25 protein-coding genes are annotated in these 22,067 nt (G+C 72.4%); 19 read left to right on the forward strand and 6 right to left on the reverse strand.

Annotated elements, in window-relative coordinates; translation table 11 throughout:
- Window positions 1-39 precede the first annotated feature (39 nt).
- Window positions 40-1,026: a LysR family transcriptional regulator gene (locus tag D3A60_RS11500; protein ID WP_119719101.1), complete on the reverse strand. Its 987-nt coding sequence runs from the start codon at window positions 1,024-1,026 to the stop codon at window positions 40-42.
- Window positions 1,027-1,214: 188 nt separating this feature from the next.
- Here D3A60_RS11500 and cysG point away from each other — a divergent pair, with 188 nt between their 5' ends.
- From cysG to murU, 4 genes are all read left to right on the forward strand, one after another.
- Complete coding sequence (cysG, locus tag D3A60_RS11505) at window positions 1,215-2,699, forward strand: siroheme synthase CysG (protein WP_119718780.1); 1,485 nt, start codon at window positions 1,215-1,217, stop codon at window positions 2,697-2,699.
- A 41-nt stretch (window positions 2,700-2,740) separates the two neighbouring features.
- A complete protein-coding gene (gene cysK / locus D3A60_RS11510; RefSeq protein WP_119718781.1) occupies window positions 2,741-3,730 on the forward strand; it encodes a cysteine synthase A in 990 nt (329 codons plus the stop codon).
- A gap of 138 nt (window positions 3,731-3,868) precedes the next feature.
- On the forward strand, window positions 3,869-4,888 hold the full coding sequence (locus D3A60_RS11515) for an aminoglycoside phosphotransferase family protein (RefSeq protein ID WP_119718782.1): 1,020 nt from the start codon (window positions 3,869-3,871) through the stop codon (window positions 4,886-4,888).
- Between the two features lie 10 nt (window positions 4,889-4,898).
- Window positions 4,899-5,630: an N-acetylmuramate alpha-1-phosphate uridylyltransferase MurU gene (gene murU / locus D3A60_RS11520; protein ID WP_119718783.1), complete on the forward strand. Its 732-nt coding sequence runs from the start codon at window positions 4,899-4,901 to the stop codon at window positions 5,628-5,630.
- Between the two features lie 35 nt (window positions 5,631-5,665).
- Here the strand turns inward: murU and hda are convergent, their stop codons facing one another.
- The 3 genes from hda to D3A60_RS11535 are packed head-to-tail and all read right to left on the reverse strand — an operon-like array spanning window position 5,666 to window position 8,609.
- A complete protein-coding gene (gene hda, locus D3A60_RS11525) occupies window positions 5,666-6,361 on the reverse strand; it encodes a DnaA regulatory inactivator Hda (protein WP_119718784.1) in 696 nt (231 codons plus the stop codon).
- On the reverse strand, window positions 6,358-7,536 hold the full coding sequence (locus D3A60_RS11530) for an AI-2E family transporter (RefSeq protein WP_119718785.1): 1,179 nt from the start codon (window positions 7,534-7,536) through the stop codon (window positions 6,358-6,360). The genes hda and D3A60_RS11530 overlap by 4 nt, the downstream gene beginning before the upstream one ends.
- Complete coding sequence (locus D3A60_RS11535) at window positions 7,536-8,609, reverse strand: DUF2066 domain-containing protein (RefSeq protein WP_231120479.1); 1,074 nt, start codon at window positions 8,607-8,609, stop codon at window positions 7,536-7,538. Before D3A60_RS11535 ends, D3A60_RS11530 begins: the two co-directional genes overlap by 1 nt.
- A gap of 134 nt (window positions 8,610-8,743) precedes the next feature.
- Here D3A60_RS11535 and purM point away from each other — a divergent pair, with 134 nt between their 5' ends.
- The 4 genes from purM to D3A60_RS11555 are packed head-to-tail and all read left to right on the forward strand — an operon-like array spanning window position 8,744 to window position 11,963.
- Complete coding sequence (purM, locus tag D3A60_RS11540; RefSeq protein WP_119718787.1) at window positions 8,744-9,799, forward strand: phosphoribosylformylglycinamidine cyclo-ligase; 1,056 nt, start codon at window positions 8,744-8,746, stop codon at window positions 9,797-9,799.
- Between the two features lie 23 nt (window positions 9,800-9,822).
- Window positions 9,823-10,491 (forward strand): phosphoribosylglycinamide formyltransferase, encoded by a 669-nt coding sequence (purN, locus tag D3A60_RS11545; RefSeq protein WP_119718788.1) that lies wholly within the window; start codon window positions 9,823-9,825, stop codon window positions 10,489-10,491.
- Complete coding sequence (locus D3A60_RS11550) at window positions 10,485-11,264, forward strand: DUF3108 domain-containing protein (RefSeq protein WP_119718789.1); 780 nt, start codon at window positions 10,485-10,487, stop codon at window positions 11,262-11,264. Before purN ends, D3A60_RS11550 begins: the two co-directional genes overlap by 7 nt.
- Window positions 11,265-11,963, forward strand: a complete 699-nt coding sequence (locus tag D3A60_RS11555) for a DUF3108 domain-containing protein (RefSeq protein ID WP_119718790.1) — start codon at window positions 11,265-11,267, stop codon at window positions 11,961-11,963.
- 115 nt (window positions 11,964-12,078) lie between these two features.
- Here D3A60_RS11555 and murA read toward each other — a convergent pair whose 3' ends face one another.
- Together murA and D3A60_RS11565 are read right to left on the reverse strand one after the other, a co-directional pair.
- Window positions 12,079-13,335: a UDP-N-acetylglucosamine 1-carboxyvinyltransferase gene (gene murA / locus D3A60_RS11560; RefSeq protein WP_119718791.1), complete on the reverse strand. Its 1,257-nt coding sequence runs from the start codon at window positions 13,333-13,335 to the stop codon at window positions 12,079-12,081.
- Between the two features lie 66 nt (window positions 13,336-13,401).
- Window positions 13,402-13,632, reverse strand: coding sequence for a BolA family protein (locus D3A60_RS11565; protein ID WP_119718792.1), 231 nt, complete (start codon window positions 13,630-13,632; stop codon window positions 13,402-13,404).
- Between the two features lie 115 nt (window positions 13,633-13,747).
- Here D3A60_RS11565 and D3A60_RS11570 point away from each other — a divergent pair, with 115 nt between their 5' ends.
- The 11 genes from D3A60_RS11570 (at window position 13,748) to D3A60_RS11620 (ending at window position 22,066) form a co-directional block, all read left to right on the forward strand.
- Window positions 13,748-14,752, forward strand: a complete 1,005-nt coding sequence (locus D3A60_RS11570; RefSeq protein ID WP_119718793.1) for a KpsF/GutQ family sugar-phosphate isomerase — start codon at window positions 13,748-13,750, stop codon at window positions 14,750-14,752.
- A gap of 99 nt (window positions 14,753-14,851) precedes the next feature.
- On the forward strand, window positions 14,852-15,430 hold the full coding sequence (locus tag D3A60_RS11575; RefSeq protein WP_119718794.1) for a KdsC family phosphatase: 579 nt from the start codon (window positions 14,852-14,854) through the stop codon (window positions 15,428-15,430).
- On the forward strand, window positions 15,427-15,987 hold the full coding sequence (lptC, locus tag D3A60_RS11580) for an LPS export ABC transporter periplasmic protein LptC (protein ID WP_119718795.1): 561 nt from the start codon (window positions 15,427-15,429) through the stop codon (window positions 15,985-15,987). The genes D3A60_RS11575 and lptC overlap by 4 nt, the downstream gene beginning before the upstream one ends.
- A complete protein-coding gene (gene lptA / locus D3A60_RS11585; protein ID WP_119718796.1) occupies window positions 15,971-16,474 on the forward strand; it encodes a lipopolysaccharide transport periplasmic protein LptA in 504 nt (167 codons plus the stop codon). Before lptC ends, lptA begins: the two co-directional genes overlap by 17 nt.
- Window positions 16,474-17,193, forward strand: coding sequence for an LPS export ABC transporter ATP-binding protein (gene lptB, locus D3A60_RS11590; RefSeq protein ID WP_119718797.1), 720 nt, complete (start codon window positions 16,474-16,476; stop codon window positions 17,191-17,193). The genes lptA and lptB overlap by 1 nt, the downstream gene beginning before the upstream one ends.
- 115 nt (window positions 17,194-17,308) lie before the next feature.
- A complete protein-coding gene (locus D3A60_RS11595) occupies window positions 17,309-18,748 on the forward strand; it encodes an RNA polymerase factor sigma-54 (RefSeq protein ID WP_119718798.1) in 1,440 nt (479 codons plus the stop codon).
- A gap of 145 nt (window positions 18,749-18,893) precedes the next feature.
- Entirely contained in the window at window positions 18,894-19,226 is a 333-nt protein-coding gene (hpf, locus tag D3A60_RS11600; protein WP_119718799.1) for a ribosome hibernation-promoting factor, HPF/YfiA family, read from the forward strand.
- Between the two features lie 159 nt (window positions 19,227-19,385).
- Window positions 19,386-20,336 carry an HPr(Ser) kinase/phosphatase gene (gene hprK, locus D3A60_RS11605; RefSeq protein ID WP_119718800.1) on the forward strand — a complete coding sequence of 317 codons (951 nt, stop codon included), beginning with the start codon at window positions 19,386-19,388 and terminating at the stop codon, window positions 20,334-20,336.
- Entirely contained in the window at window positions 20,333-21,241 is a 909-nt protein-coding gene (rapZ, locus tag D3A60_RS11610; RefSeq protein WP_119718801.1) for an RNase adapter RapZ, read from the forward strand. Before hprK ends, rapZ begins: the two co-directional genes overlap by 4 nt.
- A 78-nt stretch (window positions 21,242-21,319) precedes the next feature.
- Window positions 21,320-21,712, forward strand: coding sequence for a PTS sugar transporter subunit IIA (locus D3A60_RS11615; RefSeq protein WP_119718802.1), 393 nt, complete (start codon window positions 21,320-21,322; stop codon window positions 21,710-21,712).
- An 84-nt stretch (window positions 21,713-21,796) separates the two neighbouring features.
- Entirely contained in the window at window positions 21,797-22,066 is a 270-nt protein-coding gene (locus D3A60_RS11620) for an HPr family phosphocarrier protein (protein ID WP_119718803.1), read from the forward strand.
- Window position 22,067 lies beyond the last annotated feature (1 nt).

The following is a 22,067-nucleotide window of genomic DNA, read 5'->3' on the forward strand; positions in this document are numbered from 1 at the left end:
GCGCGTCGCCGGTGGCTGGCGCCGGCCCGCAGTGCCGCGCTAGACGCTGATCGACTGGCCCAGTTCGGCCCAGCTCGGCGGCGCCGGCCAGTCGGCCTCGCTGTTGCCGGCCAGCACGCGGCGCAGGTCGTGGCGGTCGAGCTGCGGCGCCAGCGCGGTCAGCAGGTCGAGCGTGTAGTCGCGCAGTACCCGTTCGCGCGGCAGCACCGCCCACGCGATGCAGGCCGGGATCGCGTCCGGCGCCGGCAGCGCCACGAGGTCGGCATCGTCGACCGGGCTGACCGCCATTTCGGCCAGCAGGCCGACGCCGAGTCCGGCGCGCACGTAGGTCTTGATCAGGTCCGCGTCGCGCGCGGTCATTGCCAGCTGCGGCACGCGGCCGCTCTCGGCGAACGCGCGGCGCAGCGAGGAGTCCGGGCGGATCGACGATTCGTAGCTGACCAGCGGGTGCGCGGCCAGCTGTGCGAGCGTCGGCGGGGTAGCGGCGCGCGCGAGCGGGTGCGCCTTCGGCACCAGCACCACGCGCTGCCAGCGGAACAGCGGCACGGCGACGCCGCCGGTGGGCACGTCGCCGGCGCTGCTGATCAGCGCGCAGTCGGCCTCGCCGCGGACGAGCAGGTCGAGCACCTCGCCTTCGCCGCTGGGCTGCAGGTGCACCGTGACGCCGGGGTAGGCCTGCTTCACGCGGGCGATCGCGGCCGGCAGCACGAAGCGCGCCTGGGTGTGCGTGGTGGCCAGCACCAGCCGGCCCTGGCCGTCGCGGCGCTGGTTGGCGGCGTACGAGCGGATGTTGCCGGCCTCCGACAGCAGCCGCCGCGTGTGCAGCAGCACCTGCTGGCCGGCCGGCGTCACCGAGTCGAGGCTCCGCCCCTTGCGGGCGAACAGCAGGAAGCCGAGTTCGTCCTCGAGCTGCTTGAGCTGCTTGGACAGGCCGGGCTGGGTGGCGTGCACGCGCTCGGCGGCGACGGTGATGTTCAGTCCGGCGTCGACGATCGCGGCGAAGTAGCGCAGCTGGGTCAGGGTCATCGGGGCGATCGCGCGGGCGGCGGGGAATATCCATCCCTTCATGCAGATGGAACGATGAAACTAACGGGCCCGGGGGCCGGTGTCCAGCTTCGGCTTATGCCCTGCGCGCATGAGGCCACAACGCCGCGTCAGTTCCGGCGCCCCGGGCGCAACGCTAGGTTGCGGGCCTCCGCCCCAGATCGACGCCGATGCCCGCCGCCCTTTTTCCGCTGTTCGTCGACCTGCGCGACCGGCCCATCCTGGTGGTCGGCGGCGGCGCGGTGGCGTGGCGCAAGGTCACGGCGCTGGTCGACGCCGGCGCGCTCGTCCGCGTCGGCGCGCCGGCGCTGGAGCCGCGGCTGGCGCAGCTGGCGGCGCAGGGACGGATTACCCACCTGCGCGGACCGTTCGAACCGGCCTGGCTCGACGGGGTGTGGCTCGCGACCGCGGCCACCGACGACCCCGCCGTGAACCGCGCCGTTGCCGACGCCGGCGCCGCGCGCCGCGTCTGGGTCAACGCCGTCGACGACGTCGCCGCGTGCAGCGCGCACGTGCCGGCGCGGATCGAGCGCGGCCCGCTGCAGATCGCGATCTCCAGCGGCGGCGGCGCGCCGATGCTGGCCCGGCACCTGCGCGAGCGCCTCGAAACCCAGCTCGACGACGGCCTCGGCGCGCTGGCCGCGCTGCTGTCGCGCGAGCGGCAGCGCGTTCGCGCCCGTCTGCCGGACCTGGCCGCACGCCGGCGGTTTTTCGACGCGGTCCTCGCCGGCCCGGTGCCCGACCTGCTGCGCAGCGGCGCGGCCCTGACGGCGCAGCGCGCGTTCGATCGAACCTTGAATGACGCCGCGGACGCCGCGGGAGAGACCGCCGCGCGCGGCCGCGTCGCGCTGGTCGGCGCCGGCCCCGGCGACGCCGGCCTGCTGACGCTGCGCGCGCTGCGCCTGCTCAACGAGGCCGACGTGATCCTGCACGACCGGCTGGTCAGCGACGACGTGCTCGCGCTGGCGCGGCGCGACGCCGAGCGCATCGGCGTCGGCAAGCAGGCCGGCGGCGCGCACACGCCTCAGTCCGCGATCCACGCGCTGATGATCGAGCACGCCCTCGCCGGCAAGCGCGTGGTGCGGCTCAAGGGCGGCGACGGCTTCGTGTTCGGCCGCGGCGGCGAGGAGCTCGAGGCGCTGCGCGCGCACGGCATCGATTACGAAGTGGTGCCCGGCATCACCGCGGCGCTCGCGTGCGGCGCGTACGCCGGCATCCCGCTCACGCACCGCGACCACGCGCAGTCGGTGCGCCTGGTGACCGCGCACTGCCGCGACTCGGACGATGCTCTGGACTGGGCCGCGCTCGCGCAGGACCGGCAGACGCTGGCGTTCTACATGGGCGTGGCCGGTCTCGACCGCGTGCGCGACCGCCTGCTCGCCCACGGGCGCGGCGCCGACACGCCGTTCGCGCTGGTCGAGAACGGCTCGCGCCCGGACCAGCGCGTCGTCGTCGGCACGCTGCAGGAGCTGCCGGACCTGGCCGCCGCGCACGGCGTGCAGTCGCCGGCGCTGCTGGTGGTCGGCGAGGTCGCCGCGCTGGCGACGTCGCTGCACTGGTTCGGCGCGGCGCCACTGGGCCCGGCTGCGTTGCCGGACGCGATGACGGCCGATGCGGTTGCCGCGCCCGATGCCGCGCTGGCGGAAGCCGCCTGACCGCCGCCCCGTTCCACCCCTCCTCTTCCCCGGAACCCTCCATGGCCCTGCACGACAGCATCCTCGACACCATCGGCAGCACCCCGATCGTCAAGCTGCACCGCCTGCCACCGGCGCACGTGTCGCTGTACGTCAAGGTCGAATCGTTCAACCCCGGCGGTTCGGTCAAGGACCGGCTGGCGTTGGCGATCGTGCTCGACGCCGAGCGCCGCGGCGTATTGAAGCCCGGCCAGACGATCGTCGAGGCGACGTCGGGCAACACCGGCATCGCGCTGGCGATGGTCGCCGCCGCGCGCGGCTACCCGTTCGTCGCGGTGATGACCGAAACGTTTTCGGTCGAGCGCCGCAAGCTGATGCGCGCGTACGGCGCCAGGGTGATCCTGACGCCCGCCGCCGAGCGCGGCAGCGGCATGGTGCGGCGGGCGAAGGAGCTCGCCGAACAGCACGGGTGGTTCCTGGCGCGCCAGTTCGAGAACGAGGCCAACCCCGCCTACCACCGCAGCACGACCGGCCCGGAGATCCTGCGCGACTTCGCCGGCAAGCGGCTGGACTACTTCGTCAGCGGCTGGGGCACCGGCGGCACGATCACCGGCGCCGGCGAGGTGCTCAAGCTGGCGCGCCCGGACCTCAAGGTGATCGCGTCCGAGCCGGCCGGCGCGGCGCTGCTCGCCGGCCAGCCGTGGCAGCCGCACCGGATCCAGGGCTGGACGCCGGACTTCGTGCCGGCGGTGCTGAACCGCGCCGTCGCCGACGAGGTCCGCCGCGTCGACGACGTGCTCGCGCGCGACACCGCGCGCCGGCTCGCCGCGGAGGAAGGCATCTTCGTCGGCATCTCCGCCGGCGCGACGCTGGCGACCGCGCTCGAGGTCGCGCGCGACGCGCCGGACGGCTCGGTGCTGCTGGCGATGCTGCCCGACACCGGCGAGCGCTACCTGTCGACGTTCCTGTTCGAGGGCGTGCACGACGGATCCGACGACGAGTGGCTCGCTTCGCTGTCGGCACCGAGCGCGGCGGACGCCGCCGCGGCCTGAACGCGCGCGCGCCGTTACAGGCAACAAGCCGGGTAACAGCGCGGGCAACACCGCGCGCAAACCGGACGCGGTCGAATTCCCCCGCGGGTAGCGCGCCGCTACCCTATCCGGGCGCGGCGCCTGCCGCCCGGAGCCCGCATGTCCCAACCCGTTGCCACCCCCGTCGCCAGTGACGACCGCGCCGACGCGCGGCTGGCCTTCGCCCGCGCCGCCAGCGGCGATCCCGCGCTGGCGCTCGAGCGCGCGTCGGTCGACGCCGGCTTCCGCAGCTACTGGCGCGCCGAGCGCGCCGGCGGCGCGAGCCTGATCGTCATGGACTCCCCGCCCGACAAGGAGGACGTGCGCCCGTGGCTGCGCATCCGCGACCTGCTCGAGGCCGGCGGCGTGCGCGTGCCGCGCGTGCTGGCCCGCGACGTCGACGCCGGCTTCCTGCTGCTCGAGGACCTCGGCCGGCAGACCTACCTGCACGCGATCGATGACGCCAACGCGGCGCCGCTGTTCGACGCCGCGATCGGCCAGCTGCTGAAGCTGCAGGCGATCGCCCCGCCCGCCGACCTGCCGGCCTACGACGAGCCGCTGCTGGCGCGCGAGCTGCGGCTGTTCGACGAGTGGTTCCTCGGCCGCCACCTCGGCGCCACGCTCGACTGCGGCGCGATGGAGGCCCTCGACGGCGTGTACCGCCGGCTGATCGACGCCGCGCTCGCGCAGCCGCAGGTGCTGGTGCACCGCGACTTCATGCCGCGCAACCTAATGCCGGCCGACGACGGCCCGGCCGTGCTCGACTTCCAGGACGCGGTGCGCGGCCCCGTCGCGTACGACGTGCTCAGCCTGTTCAAGGACGCGTTCCTGAGCTGGCCGGCCGAGCGAGTCGACGACTGGGTCGGCGACTACCACGCGCGCGCGCTGGCCGCCGGCATCGCCGTGCCCCCGCTGGCGCAGTTCCGCCGCGACGTCGACTGGATCGGCGTGCAGCGGCACCTGAAGGTGCTCGGGATCTTCGCCCGCCTCAACCACCGCGACGGCAAGCCGCACTACGTCGCCGATGCGCCGCGCTTCGTCGCGTACCTCGACGGCGTGCTGCCGCGCTATCCGGAACTCGCGCCGCTGGCGTCGATCATCGACGCGCTGGTGCGGCCGGCGATGGCGTCGCGCGCATGAGCTACGCGCGATGAAGGCGCTGATCTTCGCCGCCGGCCTGGGCGAGCGCATGCGGCCGCTGACCGACACGACGCCGAAGCCGCTGCTGCCGGTCGGCGGCAAGCCGCTGATCGTCTGGCACCTCGAGAAGCTGGCCGCGATCGGCGTGCGCGACGTCGTCGTCAACACGAGCTGGCTGGCCGAGCAGTTCCCGCGCACGCTCGGCGACGGCGCGCACTGGGGCCTGCGGCTGCACTACTCGTACGAGGGTCCGCGGCCGCTGGAGACCGGCGGCGGCATGCTGCACGCGCTGCCGCTGCTCGCCGGCGACGCCGTCGGCGGCGGCGCATCGCCGGACGAACCGTTCCTGCTGGTGAACGGCGACGTCTGGACCGACCACGACTTCGCCGCGCTGCCGCGCGCGCCCGCCGGCCTCGCCCACCTGGTGATGGTCGACCGCCCGCCGCAGGCCGCGCGCGGCGACTTCGCGCTCGACGCCGACGGCCGCGTGCGCAGCGACGGCCCGGATCCGTTGACGTACGCCGGCCTCGGTGTGTTCCGACCGCTCGTGCTTCACGACTGGCGCGCGCACACCACCGATGCCGGCGCCGACGAATCGCCGCCGCGCTTCCGCCTCGCCCCGATCCTGCGCGCGCACATGGCCGCGGGCGCGATCACCGGCGAGCACTACCGCGGCCGCTGGACCGACGTCGGCACGCCGGAGCGGCTGGCCGTGCTGGATGCGGACCTGTCGGCGCACTGACGCCTTGCGCAGGCGCCGCCTTGCGATGGTCCGCGCTACGGCGCGGTGTCGAGCGTCGCGCGCAGGAACGGCACCGTGATCCGCCGCTGCGCGGCGAGCGAGGCGCGATCGAGGCGGTCGAACAGCGCGGTGAGGCCGGCGAGGTCGCGGCCGACCCGGCGCAGCAGCCAGTCGATCGCCGCCTCGTCCAGCACCACGCCGCGACGCTGGGCGCGCTGGCGCAGCAGCTCGCGGCGGCCCTCGTCGTCGAGCGGCGACAGCGCGACGCGCGCGCACTGCGACAGCCGCGAGCGCAGGTCCGGCAGCACCAGCGCGAGGTCGTCGGGATTGCCGCGCGCGGCGTAGATCACCGCGACGCCGGCGGCGCGTGCGCGGTTGTGCGCGTCGAACAGCGCGACCTCGTCGTCGCGGTGGCCGGCGATCGCGTCGACGCCGTCGAGCGCGAGCAGGTCGTTACCGTCGAGCGCATCGAGCGCATCGCGCAGCCGGCCGGCCGCCGCGCGCAGCGGCAGGTAGGCCGCACGGCGGCCCGCCTGCTCGGCGACGGCGCAGGCGCCGAGCAGCAGGTGGGTCTTGCCGCTGCCGCCCGGCCCGACGAGATACAGCCACTCGCCGCCGGCACGCGCCAGCGCGTCGAGCTGCGCCAACGCCCCGGCCGGTGCGCCGACGAAGGTGTCGATTCGCTGGTCCGGCGGGTAGCGCAGCGCCAGCGGCAGCTGCGGGACGCTCATCCCGGACGGTGTTCCGCGGTCGGGACCGCGTCGATCGCCGCCGCGTCGGCGTCGACCTCCACGCCCGCCGCGACCGCATCGTCGGCGTGCGTGCCGGCATACAGGCGGCTGTGGGTGTAACGCTCCTGCGCGTAGCGCAGCAGCACGTTGATCACCGCGGCGGCCGGCAGCGCCAGCAGCATGCCGAGGAAGCCGAACAGCTGGCCGCCGGCCAGCACCGCGAAGATCACCGCGAGCGGGTGCAGGCCGATGCGGTCGCCGACCAGCTTCGGCGTCAGCCAGTAGCTCTCGATCACTTGGCCGACGCCGAACACGGCGAGCACGCCGGCCACGTGCTGCCAGTCGCCGTACTGCACCAGCGCGGCGATCGTGCCGAGGATGATGCCGCTGGCCGGGCCCAGGTACGGCACGAAGGTCAGCAGGCCGGCGATCAGGCCGATCAGGATGCCCAGGTCCAGCCCGACGGCCCACAGCCCGAGCCCGTACATCACGCCGAGCACCAGCATCACCAGGAACTGGCCGCGCAGGAACGCGCCGAGCACGTCGCTGGACTCGCGCGCCAGCCGGCTGACGGTGGCGAGGTGGTCGCGCGGAACCAGCAGCGCGACGCGCGCGACCAGCAGGTCCCAGTCGCGCAGGAAGAAGAACGCCAGCACCGGCAGCAGCACGATGTTCGCGACCCAGCCGAGCACCGCGAAGCTCGAGCGCGACACGTAGCCGAGCAGGGTCGACGCCACGCCGCCGGCGCGCTCCCAGTTGCCGCGGACTAGGTCGACCAGGTGGTCGAGATCGAGCCAGGTGCTGATCTCCAGCCGCGTCCGCGCCTCGACCCACGGCAAAGCCACGCCGAGAAACCAGTCGCGGTACTTCGGCAGCGACTCCACCAGCGTCGCGACCTGGCGCTCGAGCATGGGAACCAGCAGCACCAGCACGATCAGCACCAGCAGCGACATGGCGCTGAACACCCACGCGACCGCGGTGTTGCGAGAGTGGCCGCGCGCCTCGATGCGGTCGACCAGCGGGTCGCCGAGCCAGCCGAGCATCGCCGCGATCACGAACGGCGTCAGCACCGGTGCCAGCAACCACAGAAGCCACAGCGCGGCGAGCGCGAGCGCGGCCCACTGCAGGCGCTTGAGGAACAGAGCGATGTCGTGCAGCGGGCTCGGCGAATCCATCAGCGCACCACGTAGACCGGTGCGTCGCCATCGACGGCCTGGATGACCGAATCGTTGGCGCTCGCCCGGCGCAGGCCCGCGAGCCCGCTGATCAGCTGCAGTTCCAGCACCACCCCGTCCGGACCGGCGCTGACCGGCTTGACGCCGCGCACCACCGACAGCTTCTGCAGGTAGCCGGACAGCCGCATGTAGTCGTCGGCGCTGTCGATGCCGTTGAACCGCACCTGGTACGCGCCCGGCGGCCCGGCGCCCGGGCTGCGCTTGGCGTAGCGGCGCACCAGCGCGTCGGCCGCGCCGTCGGCGCCGGCCGACATCGCCCGGCGCGCATCGGCATCGCTGCTGGTCCAGCGCGACAGCACCTTGCCGTTGTCGACGAAGGTCCAGTCGGCGCTCCAGCCGCCCTTGCTGCGGTAGAGCTTGCCGATCAGCTGCATCGGCGGGCTGTAGCGGGCCGAGGCGCGCGCGACCGCGGCGCTGTCGCCGCGCCAGATCGCGCCGACCACGGCCTGCTCGGCGGCGGTGCCCGACGGCAGGCCCAGTCGGTAGCCACGCTCGGTGGCGCGGTTCAGCGCCGGGCGCGCCGCGTTCGACTGCGGCAGCCCCACCAGGCGCGGGCCGCTGCCGTCGTCGATCGCCAGCCACAACACCGGCTTCGGCCGCGGCTGCGGCCAGATCGGCAGGCCCAGCGTTGCGGCCAGCTCGTTCACCTTCTCCGCGTCGAACCGCACCACCAGCGTGGTCCGGAACGTCGGCGCGCCGGTCGACGACAGGCCTTCGTCCTGGCGGTAGTCGTAGCCGTCGACGTAGCGCCGCGCCTCGCGCAGCTCCTGCCCGACGCCGGGCTTGCCGGCGGCGCTGCGGTCGCCCGACAGCTTGCCAAGCACCTGGGCGAGGGCGCGGGCAAAGGCCGTGTTCCGCTCGCCCTCGCCCTGGCCGTTGACCGGCACTTCCGCCGCGTACGGGCCGGAGGCGGACACGCGGTCGCCCTCGACCCGCTGGGCGAAGGCACTCGCCGCTAGCAGCCACAGCGCGATCGCGCACCACACCCGGATTGCGGCAGACATTGCGGGCATTGCCGTCCCTAGACTTAAAATTCGAGCCGAAATGGTGCCGTAGCGGCGCCGGAACGTCCATTCGGACGCAATGGCGCAGCGAACCGACTGCTAAAATCGCGGGCCCCGCTGCTTGAACACCTGCCGAGCCCGCCGTGACCCAGCCTACTCCCCCTGCCGTGACGCCGTTGACCTATCGCGATGCCGGCGTGGACATCGACGCGGGCAACGAGGTCGTCGAGCGCATCAAGCCGCTGGTCAAGCGCAGCTTCCGTCCCGAGGTCATGGGCGGGCTGGGCGGATTCGGCGCGCTGTTCGACCTGTCGGGCAAGTACAAGGAGCCGGTGCTGGTCTCCGGCACCGACGGCGTCGGCACCAAGCTCAAGCTGGCGCAGCAGCTGAACCGCCACGACACCATCGGCATCGACCTGGTCGGCATGTGCGTCAACGACGTGCTGGTGCAGGGCGCCGAGCCGCTGTTCTTCCTCGACTACTTCGCCACCGGCAAGCTCGATGTCGACACGACCGTCGCCGTGGTCGGCGGCATCGCCAGGGGCTGCGAGCTGTCGGGCTGCGCGCTGATCGGCGGCGAGACCGCCGAGATGCCCGACATGTACCCGCCGGGCGAGTACGACCTGGCCGGCTTCTGCGTCGCCGCGGTCGAGAAGTCCAAGCTCCTCGACGGCAGCAAGGTCCGCGCCGGCGACGTGCTGCTCGGCATCGCGTCGAGCGGCCCGCATTCCAACGGCTATTCGCTGATCCGCCGCATCTACGACCGCGCCGGACGGCCGGCCGACGTGGACGTCGGCGGCGTCACGCTGATCGACGCGCTGATGGCGCCGACCGCGCTGTACGTCAAGCCGGTGCTGGAGATGCTCGGCCTGCACGGCGGCAGCATCAACGCCATGGCCCACATCACCGGCGGCGGCCTGACCGAGAACATCATCCGCGTCATTCCGGAGGGCCTCGGGCTCGACATCGAAGCGTCGCAGATCGTGCTGCCGCCGGTGTTCGACTGGCTGCAGCGCGAGGGCGCGGTGCCCGACGACGAGATGTGGCGCACGTTCAACTGCGGCGTCGGCTTCGTGCTGGTCGTGGCGCCGGGCGCCGTCGCCGCGGTGGCCGCCGATCTCGACCGCCTCGGCCTCGTCCACCGCCCGATCGGGCAGGTCGTGGCCGCCCGCGGCGGCGAGCGAGTGCGGATCGGCTGACCGCCCGCGACGCCACAGCCGCGATGACCGGACCCGCGCGCCTGCGCCTGGCCGTGCTCGCCTCCGGGCGCGGCAGCAACCTGCAGGCCATTCTCGACGCGATCGCCCGCGGGGAGCTGCAGGCCGACGTCGCCGCGGTGTTCTCCGACCGGCCGCAGTCGCTGGCCCTGCAGCGCGCGCGAGACGCCGGCATCGAGGCGCTGGCGGTAGTGCCGAGCGGGTTCGACGATCGATCGCGGTTCGATGAACACCTGTTCAGTCGGATCGATGCGGTTCATCCCGATGTCATCGTCTGTGCCGGATACATGCGCCTCATCAGCGCAGACGCCGTCGAGGCCCGATCCGGTCGCATGATCAACATCCACCCATCCCTGCTGCCCGCGTTCAAGGGGCTGCACACCCATCGCCAGGCGCTGGCTGAAGGCGCCACGCGCCACGGCGCCAGTGTCCACTTCGTCACCGCCGACCTCGACGGCGGCCCGGTGATCGCGCGGGCCGCGATCGACGTGCGCGCCGACGACAGCGAGGCCTCCCTCGCCGCGCGCGTGCTCGAGGTCGAGCATTCCCTGCTGGTTGCAACGCTGAACCTGTTCGCCGCACGCCGCGTTGGACTCGTCGCGGGCGCGGTCACGCTGGACGGGGAAGCGCTGCGCGCGCCTCTCCAGCTCGATGCCGCGGGGGCGCTGTGCTGACGCGCATCGGCGCTGCGCTGCTTGTCGCCGCCTCGTTCGCACTCGGCACCTCCGGCCCGCTGCAGGCGCAAGCCGTCGCGCCGGCGCTCCCGTCGGCCACCGAATCACCGGTGCCCGCGCCCGCGCCGCTGGAGCCGTTCGTAGCGACCTACCAGGTGTTCAACGGCGGACGGGCGCTGGGTGCCGCGACGATGCAGCTCAGCGCCCTTGAAGGTGGCCGGTGGCGGATCGACCTGAGCATGCGCGGCACCGGCCTGTTCAAGGTCGCGGGCCTGAACGCAGAGCAGAGCACCGTGTTCGACCAGCGCGGCGAAACTTACCGCCCGCTGAGCCAGTCGACGGTGCGGCGGACCGTGTTCACACGCAGGCAGACCACGGGCACCTACGATTGGGCGTCGCGTCGTGCGGTGTGGACGGGCGACGTCAAGGAGACGCGGCGGCGCCCGATCGAGCTGCGCGACGGTGACCTGAGCGGCCTGTTGATCAACCTCGCGGTGATCCGCGACGCCCAGCCCGGCCGCAGCCTCCAGTACCGCTACGTCGACGACGGTCGCACCCGCGACCACCGCTACGTGGTCGCCGCCGAGCGCGAAAGCGTGCAGGCCGGCGAGCTGGGCTTTAATGCGATGCGGGTCGAACGGGTGTCGGCGGGCAGCGAGGAAACGGTGCTGTGGGTGGCCGAGGGCGTTCCGACGCCGGTGCGGCTGCTGCAGCGCGAAAACGGGCAGGACACGTACGACCTGCGCCTGGTGGAATACAGAGGAGTGCCATAGATGACGATGACGACGAAGACCCGGGGCCTGCTAGCCGCCACTGCGCTGGCCCTGGCCGCGCCGCTGGCGGGCGCCGCCGCGCCGGCGGCACTGAAGCCGTTCACCGCCGACTACCAGGCGAACTACCAGGGCGTCGAGGCCAAGGGGCGGATGACGCTGGTCGCCGCCGGTCCGAATCGCTGGCGCTACACGCTCGACATCAGCAACTCGCTGGCCAACCTCAAGCAGAGCACCGTCTTCGAGGACCGCGACGGCCAGTGGCGTCCGCTGTCCGGCGACGACCGCAGCGTCGTGCTGGTGAAGAAGGTCAACAAGTCTGCGAATTACGACTGGTCGCGCGGCGTGGCCAGCTGGACCGGCGACGTCAAGCCCGACCGCGCCGGGCCAGTGAAGCTGCAGGCCGGCGACGTCGACGCGCTGCTGATGAACCTCGCGCTGGTGCGCGACGTCGCCGCCGGCAAGCCGCTGAGGTACCGGATGGTCGACGACGGCCGGGTGAAGCCGATGACCTATTCGGTCGCCGGGAAGGAGTCCGTGCAGGTCGGCGGCCAGTCGCAGCAGGCCACCAAGCTGGTGAGCACCAACGGCGACCGCCAGATGATCATCTGGGTCGTCGACGGCATGCCGGTGCCGGCGCGCATCCAGCAGCGCGAGGACGGCAAGGCGACCATCGACCTGCGCGTGCAGTCGGTCAACTGACCGAGCGCATCCCGCAGCAGACATGGAAAGGCCCCGCATCGCGGGGCCTTTTCTTTGCGCGTGTTCCGGGCGCGTTCGCGACCCGTCGATATCGCAGCGCTGCCGTTCGACGGACTCAGCCGATGCGGCGAATCCGCGCGCCGAGCCCCGACAGTTTCTCCTCGATGTTCTCGTAGCCGCGATCGAGGTGGTAGATGCGGTCGATCGTGGTCTGGCCGTCGGCCACCAGCCCGGCGAGGATCAGCGACGCCGACGCGCGCAGGTCGGTCGCCATCACCGGCGCGCCGCTGAGCTGGGGCACGCCGCGCACCACCGCCGTGTGGCCGTCGACGCGGATGTCGGCACCGAGCCGCAGCAGCTCGTTGACGTGCATGAAGCGGTTCTCGAAGATCGTCTCGTTGATCACCGCCACGCCCTCGGCGACGCAGTTCATCGCCATGAACTGCGCCTGCATGTCGGTCGGGAAGGCGGGGTGCGGCGCGGTGGTGATGTTGACCGCCTTCGGGCGGCGGCCCTGCATGTCCAGCGTAATGCGATCGCCGTCGACGGCGATGTGCGCGCCGGCGGCGGCCAGCTTGTCGAGCACCGCATCCATCGTTTCCGGACGCGTGCGGGTCGCGACGATGCGGCCGCCGGTCATTGCGGCGGCGACGAGGAAAGTCCCGGTTTCGATTCGATCGGCCACCACCGCGTGCGCGCCGCCGTGCAGGCGCTCGACGCCGTGCACGGTGATCTTCGACGTGCCGGCGCCCTCGACCCGCGCGCCCATCGCGTTGAGGCAGTCGGCCAGATCGACGATCTCCGGCTCCATCGCGGCGTTCTCGAGCACCGTGGTGCCTTCGGCCAGCGTCGCGGCCATCAGCACGTTCTCGGTCGCGCCGACGCTGACCATCTCGAACACGTGGCGCGCGCCCTTCAGTCGCGCCGCGCGGGCCTTGATGAAGCCGTGGTCGACGGTGATGTCGGCCCCGAGCGACTGCAGGCCCTTGATGTGCAGGTCGACCGGACGCGAGCCGATCGCGCAGCCGCCCGGTAGCGAGACCTCGGCGTGGCCGTACCTGGCCAGCAGCGGACCGAGCACCAGCACCGAGGCGCGCATGGTCTTGACCAGCTCGTACGAGGCGACCTGGCTGTGCACGGTGGTGGGGTCGACGGTGATGCCGTAGCGCTCGTCGATCGTGATGCCGGCGCCGAGCTCGCTGAGCAGCTTCACCGTGGTGACCACGTCGTGCAGGTGCGGGACGTTGCTGATCGCGACGGAACCGTCGGCGAGCAGCGTCGCGCACAGGATCGGGAGCACGGCGTTCTTCGCGCCGGAAATCTGGACTTCGCCGTTCAGCGGCTGGCCGCCCTCGACAACGATTTTTTGCATGGCAGTGGGGTCCGGGGAGGGGCAGCGGTCGCGGCGACCCGCGAGGCGATCGGGAACGCGGAGCGGTCAGGCCGCTTCGTCGGGGGTCAGCGTCTTCAGCGCGAGCGCGTGGATCTCACCGCCCATGCGCTCGCCGAGCGTGGCGTACACCATGCGGTGGCGGGCCAGCGGCAGCTTGCCGCGGAACGCCTCGGCCACGACGGTCGCTTCGAAGTGCACGCCGTCGTCGCCGCGCACGTCGGCGCGCGCGCCCGGCAGGCCGGTTTCGATCAGGGTGCGGATGGTGTCTGCGTTCACTGGCGGGTCCGGGAAACGGCCTCGCCGCCGCGGCGGCGCCCGGCGGGCGGGCTTTTCGCGCGGCGATGGGCCTAAAATGAAGGGATTAGCCTAGCGGAAAGCCCCTCGGCCCGAAATGGCAACCGTCCCCGCCCTCGCCACCCACGCCACCGACGCCGGCCTCGCCGAGAGCGGACGCCGCGTGTTCGCCGTCGAATCCGACGCCCTGGCCGCCGTGGCCGCGCGCATCGATGGCGCATTCACCGCGGCCTGCCGGCTGATGCTGGAAGCCCGCGGCCGCGTGGTCTGCACCGGGATGGGCAAGTCCGGCCACATCGCCCGCAAGATCGCCGCAACGCTGGCCTCGACCGGCACGCCGGCGTTCTACGTGCACCCCGGCGAGGCCGCCCACGGCGACCTGGGCATGATCACCGACGCCGACGTCGTGCTGGCGCTGTCGTACTCCGGCGAAAGCGACGAGATCCTGCTGCTGCTGCCGGTGCTCAAGCGCCAGGGCAACAAGCTGGTGACGATGACCGGACGTCCGAACTCGACGATGGCGCGCGAGGCCGACGTGCACTTGGACGTCAGCGTACCGGCCGAAGCCTGCCCGCTGGCGCTGGCTCCGACCTCCAGCACCACCGCGTCGCTGGCGATGGGCGACGCGCTGGCGGTCGCGCTGCTCGACGCGCGCGGCTTCACCGCCGACGATTTCGCCCGCTCGCATCCCGCGGGCGCGCTCGGCCGCCGGCTGCTGCTGCACATCACCGACGTCATGCACGCCGGCGACGATGTGCCCCGGGTGGCGGCCGACGCGAGCCTCAGCGAAGCGCTGGTCGAGATGAGCCGGAAGCGGCTCGGCATGACGACCGTCGTCGACGGCGACGGGACGCTGCTCGGTCTGTTTACCGACGGCGACCTGCGCCGCGCCCTCGACGACGACGCCGCCGACCTGCGCGGCACGCGCATCGCCGACGTCATGACCCGCGCCCCGCGCACGATCGGCGCCGACGCGCTCGCGGTCGAGGCCGCGCAGCTGATGGAAGCGCACCAGATCAGCGGGCTGGTCGTGGTCGACGCCGCGAACCGCGTCGTCGGCGCGCTCAACATTCACGACCTGTTGCGGGCGCGGGTGGTGTAAAGGCCCGGGTCCGCGCGCAGCGCCCACGCTTCGGCGCCGCGCCCACGGACCCGACCGCACACTGCCACGGCGTTGCGACCTCACCCATTCCGCGAGCCCATGCCGTACAGCCACCTCAACGACTACCCCGCCGACATCCGCGAACGCGCCGCGCGCATCTCGCTGGCGTGCTTCGACGTCGACGGCACCCTGACCGACGGCCGCCTGTTCTTCGACAGCGACGGCCGCGAGCTCAAGGCGTTCCACGTCCACGACGGCCAGGGGCTGGTGCTGCTGCGCAAGGCCGGCATCGCCGTGGCCTTCGTCACCGCCCGCGCCAGCGCCGTCGCCGAGCACCGCGCCGCCGAGCTCGGACTGGAGGCGCACACCGCCGTCAGCGACAAGCTGGCCTGCGTGACCGCTATCGCGACGCGCCTCGGCGTCGTCCTCGAACAGGTGGCGTTCATGGGCGACGATCTGCCGGACCTGCGGGTGATGCAGCGGGTCGGGCTGTCGGTGGCGCCCGCCAGTGCCCACCCGTGGGTCCGCGAACGCGCCCGCTGGCGCACGCATGCCGCGGCCGGCCACGGCGCCGCGCGCGAGCTGTGCGACCTCGTGCTGGCCGCGCAGGGTCACGCCGAGGCGCTACTCGCCAATGCGCTGCGCGTGGAAGGCGAGCGGCTCGAGGGCACGGCATGAGCTGGCGCACGGGGGTCACGCTGCTGCTGCTCGCCGCCGCGCTGGTGTTCGGCTGGCTGGCGTGGACGCAGCGCGACGGCAGCGCGGCGGGCGAAGCCAGTGCGGCGCGTCCCGACTACCTGCTCGAGGACTTCGAGCTGGTCGCGCTGAACAAGCAGGGCCAGCAGGCGTTCACGCTGCGCGCGCCGCGGCTGGCCCGCGACCCGGCCCAGCGCACGATGGACATCGCCACGCCGCTGTTCCTGATCCCGCCCAAGTCCGGCGCCGCCGGCGATCCGTGGGAAGTGCGCGCCAAGACCGGGTGGGTCAGCGCCGAAGGTGACGAGCTGCGCCTGCGCGGCGACGTCGAGGCCAAGTCCGCCAACCCGGTCGACGCCGTCACCCTGACCGGGCAGGAACTGAACGTCTTCCCCGACGCACGCCGCGCCACGTCGAGCGCTCCGGTCACCATCACCCGCCCGGGTTCTATACTGAACGGCCGTACCCTGGAGGTCCAACTGGACTCCAAGCAGTACGCGCTCACCGAGGTCCGCCACCGCTATGTCCCACGCCGCTAAGTTCCTCCTTGTCGCCGCCGCGCTGGCCTGCTCGCAGGGGGCTTGGGCGCGCTCGTCCGATCGCAACAAGGAGATGCTGATCGACGCCGGGGCCACGTCGGGCACGCTCGACGACCGCCAGCCGACCGTGCTGTCGGGCGGCGTGACGATCCGCCAGGGCACGCTCGACGTCCGCTCCAGCACCGCGACCGTCACGACCCGCAACGGCGACCCCGTGCGCGCCGTGCTGAAGGGCGGCCCGGTCCGGCTGACCCAGGAGATGGACGACGGCACGCGGATGACCGCGACGGGCAACAACGTCGACTACGACCTGGTCACCGAGGTCGTGGTGTTCAGCGGCAACGTCAACATCGAGCAGCCGCGCGGTTCGCTCAGGGGCGAGCGCGTGGTCTACAACATGAAGACTGGCCAGGTGAACAGCGGCGGGCCGGGCCAAGGCCGCGTGCAGATGCGGATCGCGCCGCGCGCGTCGCGGGGCGGCAACTGATGCTGGTCGCGGAAGGGCTGCGCAAGGCCTACCGCTCGCGCGAGGTCGTCCGCAACTTCGGCCTGACGCTCGACGCCGGCGAAGTCGTCGGCCTGCTCGGCCCGAACGGCGCCGGCAAGACCACCTGCTTCTACATGATCGTCGGCCTGGTCCCGGCCGATGCCGGCCAGATCGTCCTCGACGGCAAGGACATCACCGCCGAACCGATGTACGCGCGCGCCAAGTACGGCGTCGGCTACCTGCCGCAGGAGCCGTCGGTGTTCCGCAAGCTCAGCGTCGCCGACAACGTGCGGCTGGTGCTAGAGTTGCGCCCCGACCTCGACAAGGCCGGCCGCGAGCGCGAGCTGGCCAGCCTGCTCGACGAACTGCAGGTCAACCACGTCGCCGACCAGATCGGCGCGAGCCTGTCCGGCGGCGAGCGCCGCCGCGTCGAGATCGCCCGCGCGCTGGCCGCCAAGCCGCGCCTGATGCTGCTCGACGAACCGTTCGCCGGCGTCGACCCGATTTCGGTCGGCGAGATCCAGCGCATCGTGCGCCACCTGAAGAACCGCGGCATCGGCGTGCTCATCACCGACCACAACGTCCGCGAGACCTTGGGCATTTGCGACCGCGCGTATATCCTCAATGAAGGCGGCGTGCTCGCGCAGGGGGCTCCGGACGCGCTGCTGGCCAATCCCGACGTGCGTCGGGTGTACCTGGGCGAAACGTTCCGCCTGTAGCGTCCGGCCCACACGGAGCCGGCCTCATCCGGACCGTTCCGCCGCGCAGGGTTCCGCGCGTTGACCGGGTGTGCCCGAGGCCGACGGCCGTCGCCGGACGCGTTAGCAGGACAGAATGAAGCCCCGCCTCCAGACCTCCCTCGGACAGCATTTGGTGATGACGCCGCAGCTGCGCCAGGCGATCCGCCTGCTGCAGCTGTCCGCCGTCGAGCTGGAGGCCGAACTGGCGACCGCGGTCGAAAGCAATCCGCTGCTCGACTGGACCGAGACGGCGATCAGCGCCAGCGTGCCGACCGGCGACGAGCCGGCCGCGGCATCGAACGACGCCAAGCCGGAGTCCGGCAACGGCGACGACCGCGATGGGCGCGAGGACTGGGGCCCGAACGACGGCGAACCCTGGTACGAGCGGGTCGGCCCCGGCGATCCGGACGACGACTCGCCGGCGGCCGAGCAGGTGGCCGAGGGCGAGAGCCTGCACGACCACCTTCTGTGGCAGCTGCACCTGAGCCCGCTGTCGCCGCGCGACCGGCTGATCGGCGTCGCGCTGATCGAATCGATCGACGACGACGGCTACCTGCGCGAGCCGCTCGAGGCGATCGCCGAATCGCTCGCGCCCGGCATCGACGCGCGGATCGACGAGATCACCACCGTGCTGCACCAGGTGCAGCGCTTCGACCCGGTCGGGGCCGGGGCGCGTTCGCTGGGCGAATGCCTGCGGCTGCAGCTGTCGGTGCTGCCCGACGACACGCCCGGCAGGGCGCTGGCCTGCGACCTGACCCAGGACAGCGCGCTCGAGCGCCTGCCCCGCATCGGGCCCGCCGGGCTGGCCGCCGAGCTGCGTCGCGACCTCGGCGAGGTCGAGACCGCCGTTCAGCTGCTGCGCTCGCTCGACCCGCGCCCCGGGGCGCAGATCGGCGCGATCGCCAACGACACCTACGTGGCGCCCGACGTCGTCATCTGGCGCCAGCACGGCCTGTGGCGCGTCGGACTGGCCGACGGCACCCGGCCTCGGATCACCATCCACCGCGGCTACGAGGGCATGATCCGCGGGGCCAGCGCCAGCGACGCGCTGTACCTGCGCGGCCACCTGCAGGAGGCGCGCTGGCTGCTGAAGAGCCTGGAGGCCCGCGGCGAGACGCTGCTGAAGGTGTCGCGCTGCCTGGTGAAACAGCAGGCCGGCTTCCTCGAATTCGGCGACAGCGCGCTGCGGCCGCTGACCCTGCGCGAGGTCGCGGCGGACGTCGGCCTGCACGAATCGACCGTGTCGCGCGCGATCGCGCGCAAATACGCGCGCACGCCGCGCGGAACGATCCCGATGCGGGCGTTTTTCGCCTCCGGCATCGACACCGGCGCCGGCGGCGAGACCTCGAGCACGGCCATTCAGGCCATGATCCGCCAGCTGATCGACGGCGAGAACCCGCGCAAGCCGCTGTCGGACGCGCGACTGGCCGAAACGTTGAAGGCGACGGGCATCCCGGTGGCCCGCCGCACTGTGGCAAAGTACCGGGAAGCGATGAGCATCCCGTCGTCGCAGGACCGGGTGCGGATCGGCTAGTTCACGCCGCTCCGGCTGCCAGGCACCAGCGGGCCTTCCTGCGATATCCACGCCCCGCCCTGCGGCGTACGGGCGCGCGATGCCGGGAACTCCCGCCCGAATGCGGAGTCCCACCTTTCGTCGCAACGTCACGAAGGAGGTCTTCATGCGCATCGAAACCCACGGCCAGCAGATCGAGGTCACCGCCGCGCTCCGCGATTACGTTGAGAGCAAGCTGGCCCGCCTGCAGCGCCACTACGACCAGCCCTTCGACGTCCGAACCCAGCTCCGCCTGGACAAACCGAACCACTGCGCCGAGGCCACCGTGAACATCGCCGGGCGCACGATGCATGCCGACGCGTCGGCCGTCGACATGTACGCCGCGATCGACCTGCTCGCCGACAAGCTCGATCGCCTGCTGCTGAAGCACAAGGAGAAGGTCGTCGACCGGCGCACCACCGGCGAGGGCCTGGGCCGCATCAGCGACATCGGTGCCTGACGCGGGCGCCGTCCCCTCCAGCGATTCCCCCGGACGCCGCGCACCGTCGCGGCGTCCGCATTTGCGGACCGTCCTGCGCCGCGGCGCCGCGGTCGCCGGCCACGCCCAAGCCCGCTACCATCGCGCCGTTGCCGTGGCGCCGCGCCCGACGGGATCCCGATGAAACTTCAGATCAGCGCCCTGGAACTGTTCGAACAGCAGCGCGAGCGGCTCGGGCTGAAGTGGCTGGCCGGGCGCAACGGCGAGTCGCGCATGCTCGAAGCGGTCGACACGGTTGCGCGCCGGCCGTCGCTGGCCGGCTACCTCAACATCATCTACCCGAACAAGGTGCAGATCCTCGGCACCGAAGAGCTCGCGTGGCTCGACGCGCTCGACTCGCGGCAGCGCTGGGAGACGATCGAGAAGATCATCTCGTTCCGCCCGCTGGCTCTGGTCGTCAGCAAGGACCAGAGCTGCCCCGAGGATCTGCGCATCGCCGCGGAGGAATCGGACACCCCGCTGTGGCTGTCGCCGCGCCGCGGCCACGAGCTGCTGAACCACCTGCAGTACAAGCTCGCGCGCACGCTGGCGCCGCGGGTGACGATGCACGGCGTGTTCATGGAGATCTACTCGATCGGCGTGCTGATCACGGGTGAATCCGGCGCGGGCAAGAGCGAGCTCGCGCTCGAGCTGGTCACCCGCGGGCACCGGCTGGTCGCCGACGACGCGCCGGAGTTCACCCAGATCGCGCCGGACGTGCTCGACGGCACCTGCCCCGACCTGCTGCAGGACCTGCTGGAAGTGCGCGGCCTCGGCGTGCTCAACGTGCGCCAGATGTTCGGCGACACCGCGGTCAAGCGGAACAAGTACCTTCGGCTGATCGTGCACCTGAGCCGTCCGCACCTGGAGCCGCAGCCGACCGGGCTGGAACGCATCACCGGCGACCTCGGCGTGCGCCGGATCCTCGACCTCGACGTGCCGCTGATCACGCTGCCGGTCATGCCCGGCCGCAACCTCGCGGTGCTGACCGAGGCCGCGACCCGCGTCCACGTGCTGCGGGCCAAGGGCGTCGACCCGGCCGCGGCGTTCATGGCGCGGCACAGCCACTTCCTCGAGCGGGGCGCGCCATGAGCGCGGTTCCGCCGCCCCCGCCGCAGGCAACGCCGCACGGCCATACCCTGGTCATCGTCAGCGGCATGTCCGGCTCGGGCAAGTCGGTCGCGCTGAAGACGCTCGAGGACCTGGGCTTCTACTGCGTCGACAACCTGCCGGCCGAGCTGCTCTCGCAGTTCGCGCAGAGCGTCAGCGCCGACGAGACCGGCACGCCGGCCAAGCTCGCCGTCGGCATCGACGTGCGCAACCGCCGCGACCTGGCCAACATCCCCGACTGGCTGGCCGCGGTCGGCGCGCTCGGCTTCGACCCGAAGCTGGTGTTCTTCGACACCCGCGACGAGGTGCTGCTCAAGCGCTACGCCGAAACCCGCCGCCGCCACCCGCTGAGCCAGCTCGGCCTGCCGCTGTTCGACGCGATCGCGCTCGAGCGGCAGGTGCTGAAGCCGCTGCGCCAGCTCGCCGACGCGGTCGTCGACACCAGCGACCTCAACGTGCACCAGCTGCGCCGGCTGGTCACGACCGACTTCGCCGCCGGGCACGACAACACGATCCTGCTGATGTTCGAGTCGTTCGCGTACCGTCGCGGCATCCCCGCCGACGCCGACTACGTGTTCGACGCGCGGATCCTGCCGAACCCGCACTGGGACCCGTCGCTGCGGCCGCTGTCCGGGCGCGACGCCGGCGTGCGCGAGTACCTGGAGAAGGAGCCCGACGTGCAGCTGTTCGTCCAGCAGGTCAGCGCGTTCCTCGACACGTGGCTGCCGCGCATCCGGCAGGCCGACACCACGCGCAGCTATGTGACCGTCGCGTTCGGCTGCACCGGCGGCCGCCACCGCTCGGTGTACCTGGCCGAGCAGATGGCCCGCCACGCCCGGGACCAGGGCTGGCCGGACGTCGCCGTGCACCACCGCGAACTCGACTGATCCCCGCCCACGTCGGGCGCGCGCCCGCGCCCGCCGGAACGCTTTCGGGCGGTCACCGGGCTCTGTTAAGTTGCCGTCATGGCCGTCGGCATCCTCCTGATCACCCACGAAGGCATCGGCAGCGCGCTACTGGCGGTGACCCGTCGCCTCGTCAGCCCGCTGCCGCTGCGCGTCGAGGCGTTCGAAGTGCCGTTCGACGCCGACGTCGACGCCCTGCTGCCGCAGGCCAGCGCCGCGCTGCGCCGGGTCGACGGCGGCGTCGGCGTGCTGGTCCTGACCGATCTGTACGGCGCCTCGCCGAGCAACCTGGCGGCGAAGGTCGCGCGGCTCGGCACGCCGGTGCGCCGCGTGTCGGCGCTGAGCCTGCCGATGCTGCTGCGGGTCATGAACTACGCCGAGCTCGAACTCGACGAACTGCCCGCCGTCGCGGCCGCCGGCGCCCGCAACGGCGTGATCCACGACGACGCCTAGCGCCATGGCCGCCCGCCCCGTTCCACCCGCCGCACGCCCCTGCTGATTGCCCCGCCGCCCGACCAGACCGCCAGGACCGCCCCCATGATCGAACGCGATCTGACCGTCACCAACCGCCTCGGCCTGCACGCCCGCGCCACCGCCAAGCTCGTGCAGGTGCTGTCGGCGTTCCGCAGCAACGCCACGCTCGTCGCCAAGGGCCGCGAGATCAACGCCAAGAGCATCATGGGCGTGATGCTGCTCGCCGCCGGGCAAGGCACCCAGGTCAAGCTGCGGGTCGAAGGCGAGGACGAAGTCGCGGCCGCCGACGCCGTCGCGTCGCTGTTCGACCGCCGCTTCGACGAAGACAGCTGAC

The sequence above is a fragment of the Cognatilysobacter tabacisoli genome, assembly GCF_003586305.1.
In the GTDB taxonomy this organism is placed as follows: Bacteria; Pseudomonadota; Gammaproteobacteria; order Xanthomonadales; family Xanthomonadaceae; genus Cognatilysobacter_A; species Cognatilysobacter_A tabacisoli.

Coding starts and splice junctions, on each gene's coding strand:
- D3A60_RS11500 (WP_119719101.1), bottom strand. CDS start 1,026: ATGACCCTGACCCAGCTGCGCTACTTCGCCGCGATCGTCGACGCCGGA.
- cysG (WP_119718780.1), top strand. CDS start 1,215: ATGCCCGCCGCCCTTTTTCCGCTGTTCGTCGACCTGCGCGACCGGCCC.
- cysK (WP_119718781.1), top strand. CDS start 2,741: ATGGCCCTGCACGACAGCATCCTCGACACCATCGGCAGCACCCCGATC.
- D3A60_RS11515 (WP_119718782.1), top strand. CDS start 3,869: ATGTCCCAACCCGTTGCCACCCCCGTCGCCAGTGACGACCGCGCCGAC.
- murU (WP_119718783.1), top strand. CDS start 4,899: ATGAAGGCGCTGATCTTCGCCGCCGGCCTGGGCGAGCGCATGCGGCCG.
- hda (WP_119718784.1), bottom strand. CDS start 6,361: ATGAGCGTCCCGCAGCTGCCGCTGGCGCTGCGCTACCCGCCGGACCAG.
- D3A60_RS11530 (WP_119718785.1), bottom strand. CDS start 7,536: ATGGATTCGCCGAGCCCGCTGCACGACATCGCTCTGTTCCTCAAGCGC.
- D3A60_RS11535 (WP_231120479.1), bottom strand. CDS start 8,609: ATGCCCGCAATGTCTGCCGCAATCCGGGTGTGGTGCGCGATCGCGCTG.
- purN (WP_119718788.1), top strand. CDS start 9,823: ATGACCGGACCCGCGCGCCTGCGCCTGGCCGTGCTCGCCTCCGGGCGC.
- D3A60_RS11555 (WP_119718790.1), top strand. CDS start 11,265: ATGACGATGACGACGAAGACCCGGGGCCTGCTAGCCGCCACTGCGCTG.
- murA (WP_119718791.1), bottom strand. CDS start 13,335: ATGCAAAAAATCGTTGTCGAGGGCGGCCAGCCGCTGAACGGCGAAGTC.
- D3A60_RS11570 (WP_119718793.1), top strand. CDS start 13,748: ATGGCAACCGTCCCCGCCCTCGCCACCCACGCCACCGACGCCGGCCTC.
- D3A60_RS11575 (WP_119718794.1), top strand. CDS start 14,852: ATGCCGTACAGCCACCTCAACGACTACCCCGCCGACATCCGCGAACGC.
- lptC (WP_119718795.1), top strand. CDS start 15,427: ATGAGCTGGCGCACGGGGGTCACGCTGCTGCTGCTCGCCGCCGCGCTG.
- lptA (WP_119718796.1), top strand. CDS start 15,971: ATGTCCCACGCCGCTAAGTTCCTCCTTGTCGCCGCCGCGCTGGCCTGC.
- lptB (WP_119718797.1), top strand. CDS start 16,474: ATGCTGGTCGCGGAAGGGCTGCGCAAGGCCTACCGCTCGCGCGAGGTC.
- D3A60_RS11595 (WP_119718798.1), top strand. CDS start 17,309: ATGAAGCCCCGCCTCCAGACCTCCCTCGGACAGCATTTGGTGATGACG.
- hpf (WP_119718799.1), top strand. CDS start 18,894: ATGCGCATCGAAACCCACGGCCAGCAGATCGAGGTCACCGCCGCGCTC.
- hprK (WP_119718800.1), top strand. CDS start 19,386: ATGAAACTTCAGATCAGCGCCCTGGAACTGTTCGAACAGCAGCGCGAG.
- rapZ (WP_119718801.1), top strand. CDS start 20,333: ATGAGCGCGGTTCCGCCGCCCCCGCCGCAGGCAACGCCGCACGGCCAT.
- D3A60_RS11615 (WP_119718802.1), top strand. CDS start 21,320: ATGGCCGTCGGCATCCTCCTGATCACCCACGAAGGCATCGGCAGCGCG.
- D3A60_RS11620 (WP_119718803.1), top strand. CDS start 21,797: ATGATCGAACGCGATCTGACCGTCACCAACCGCCTCGGCCTGCACGCC.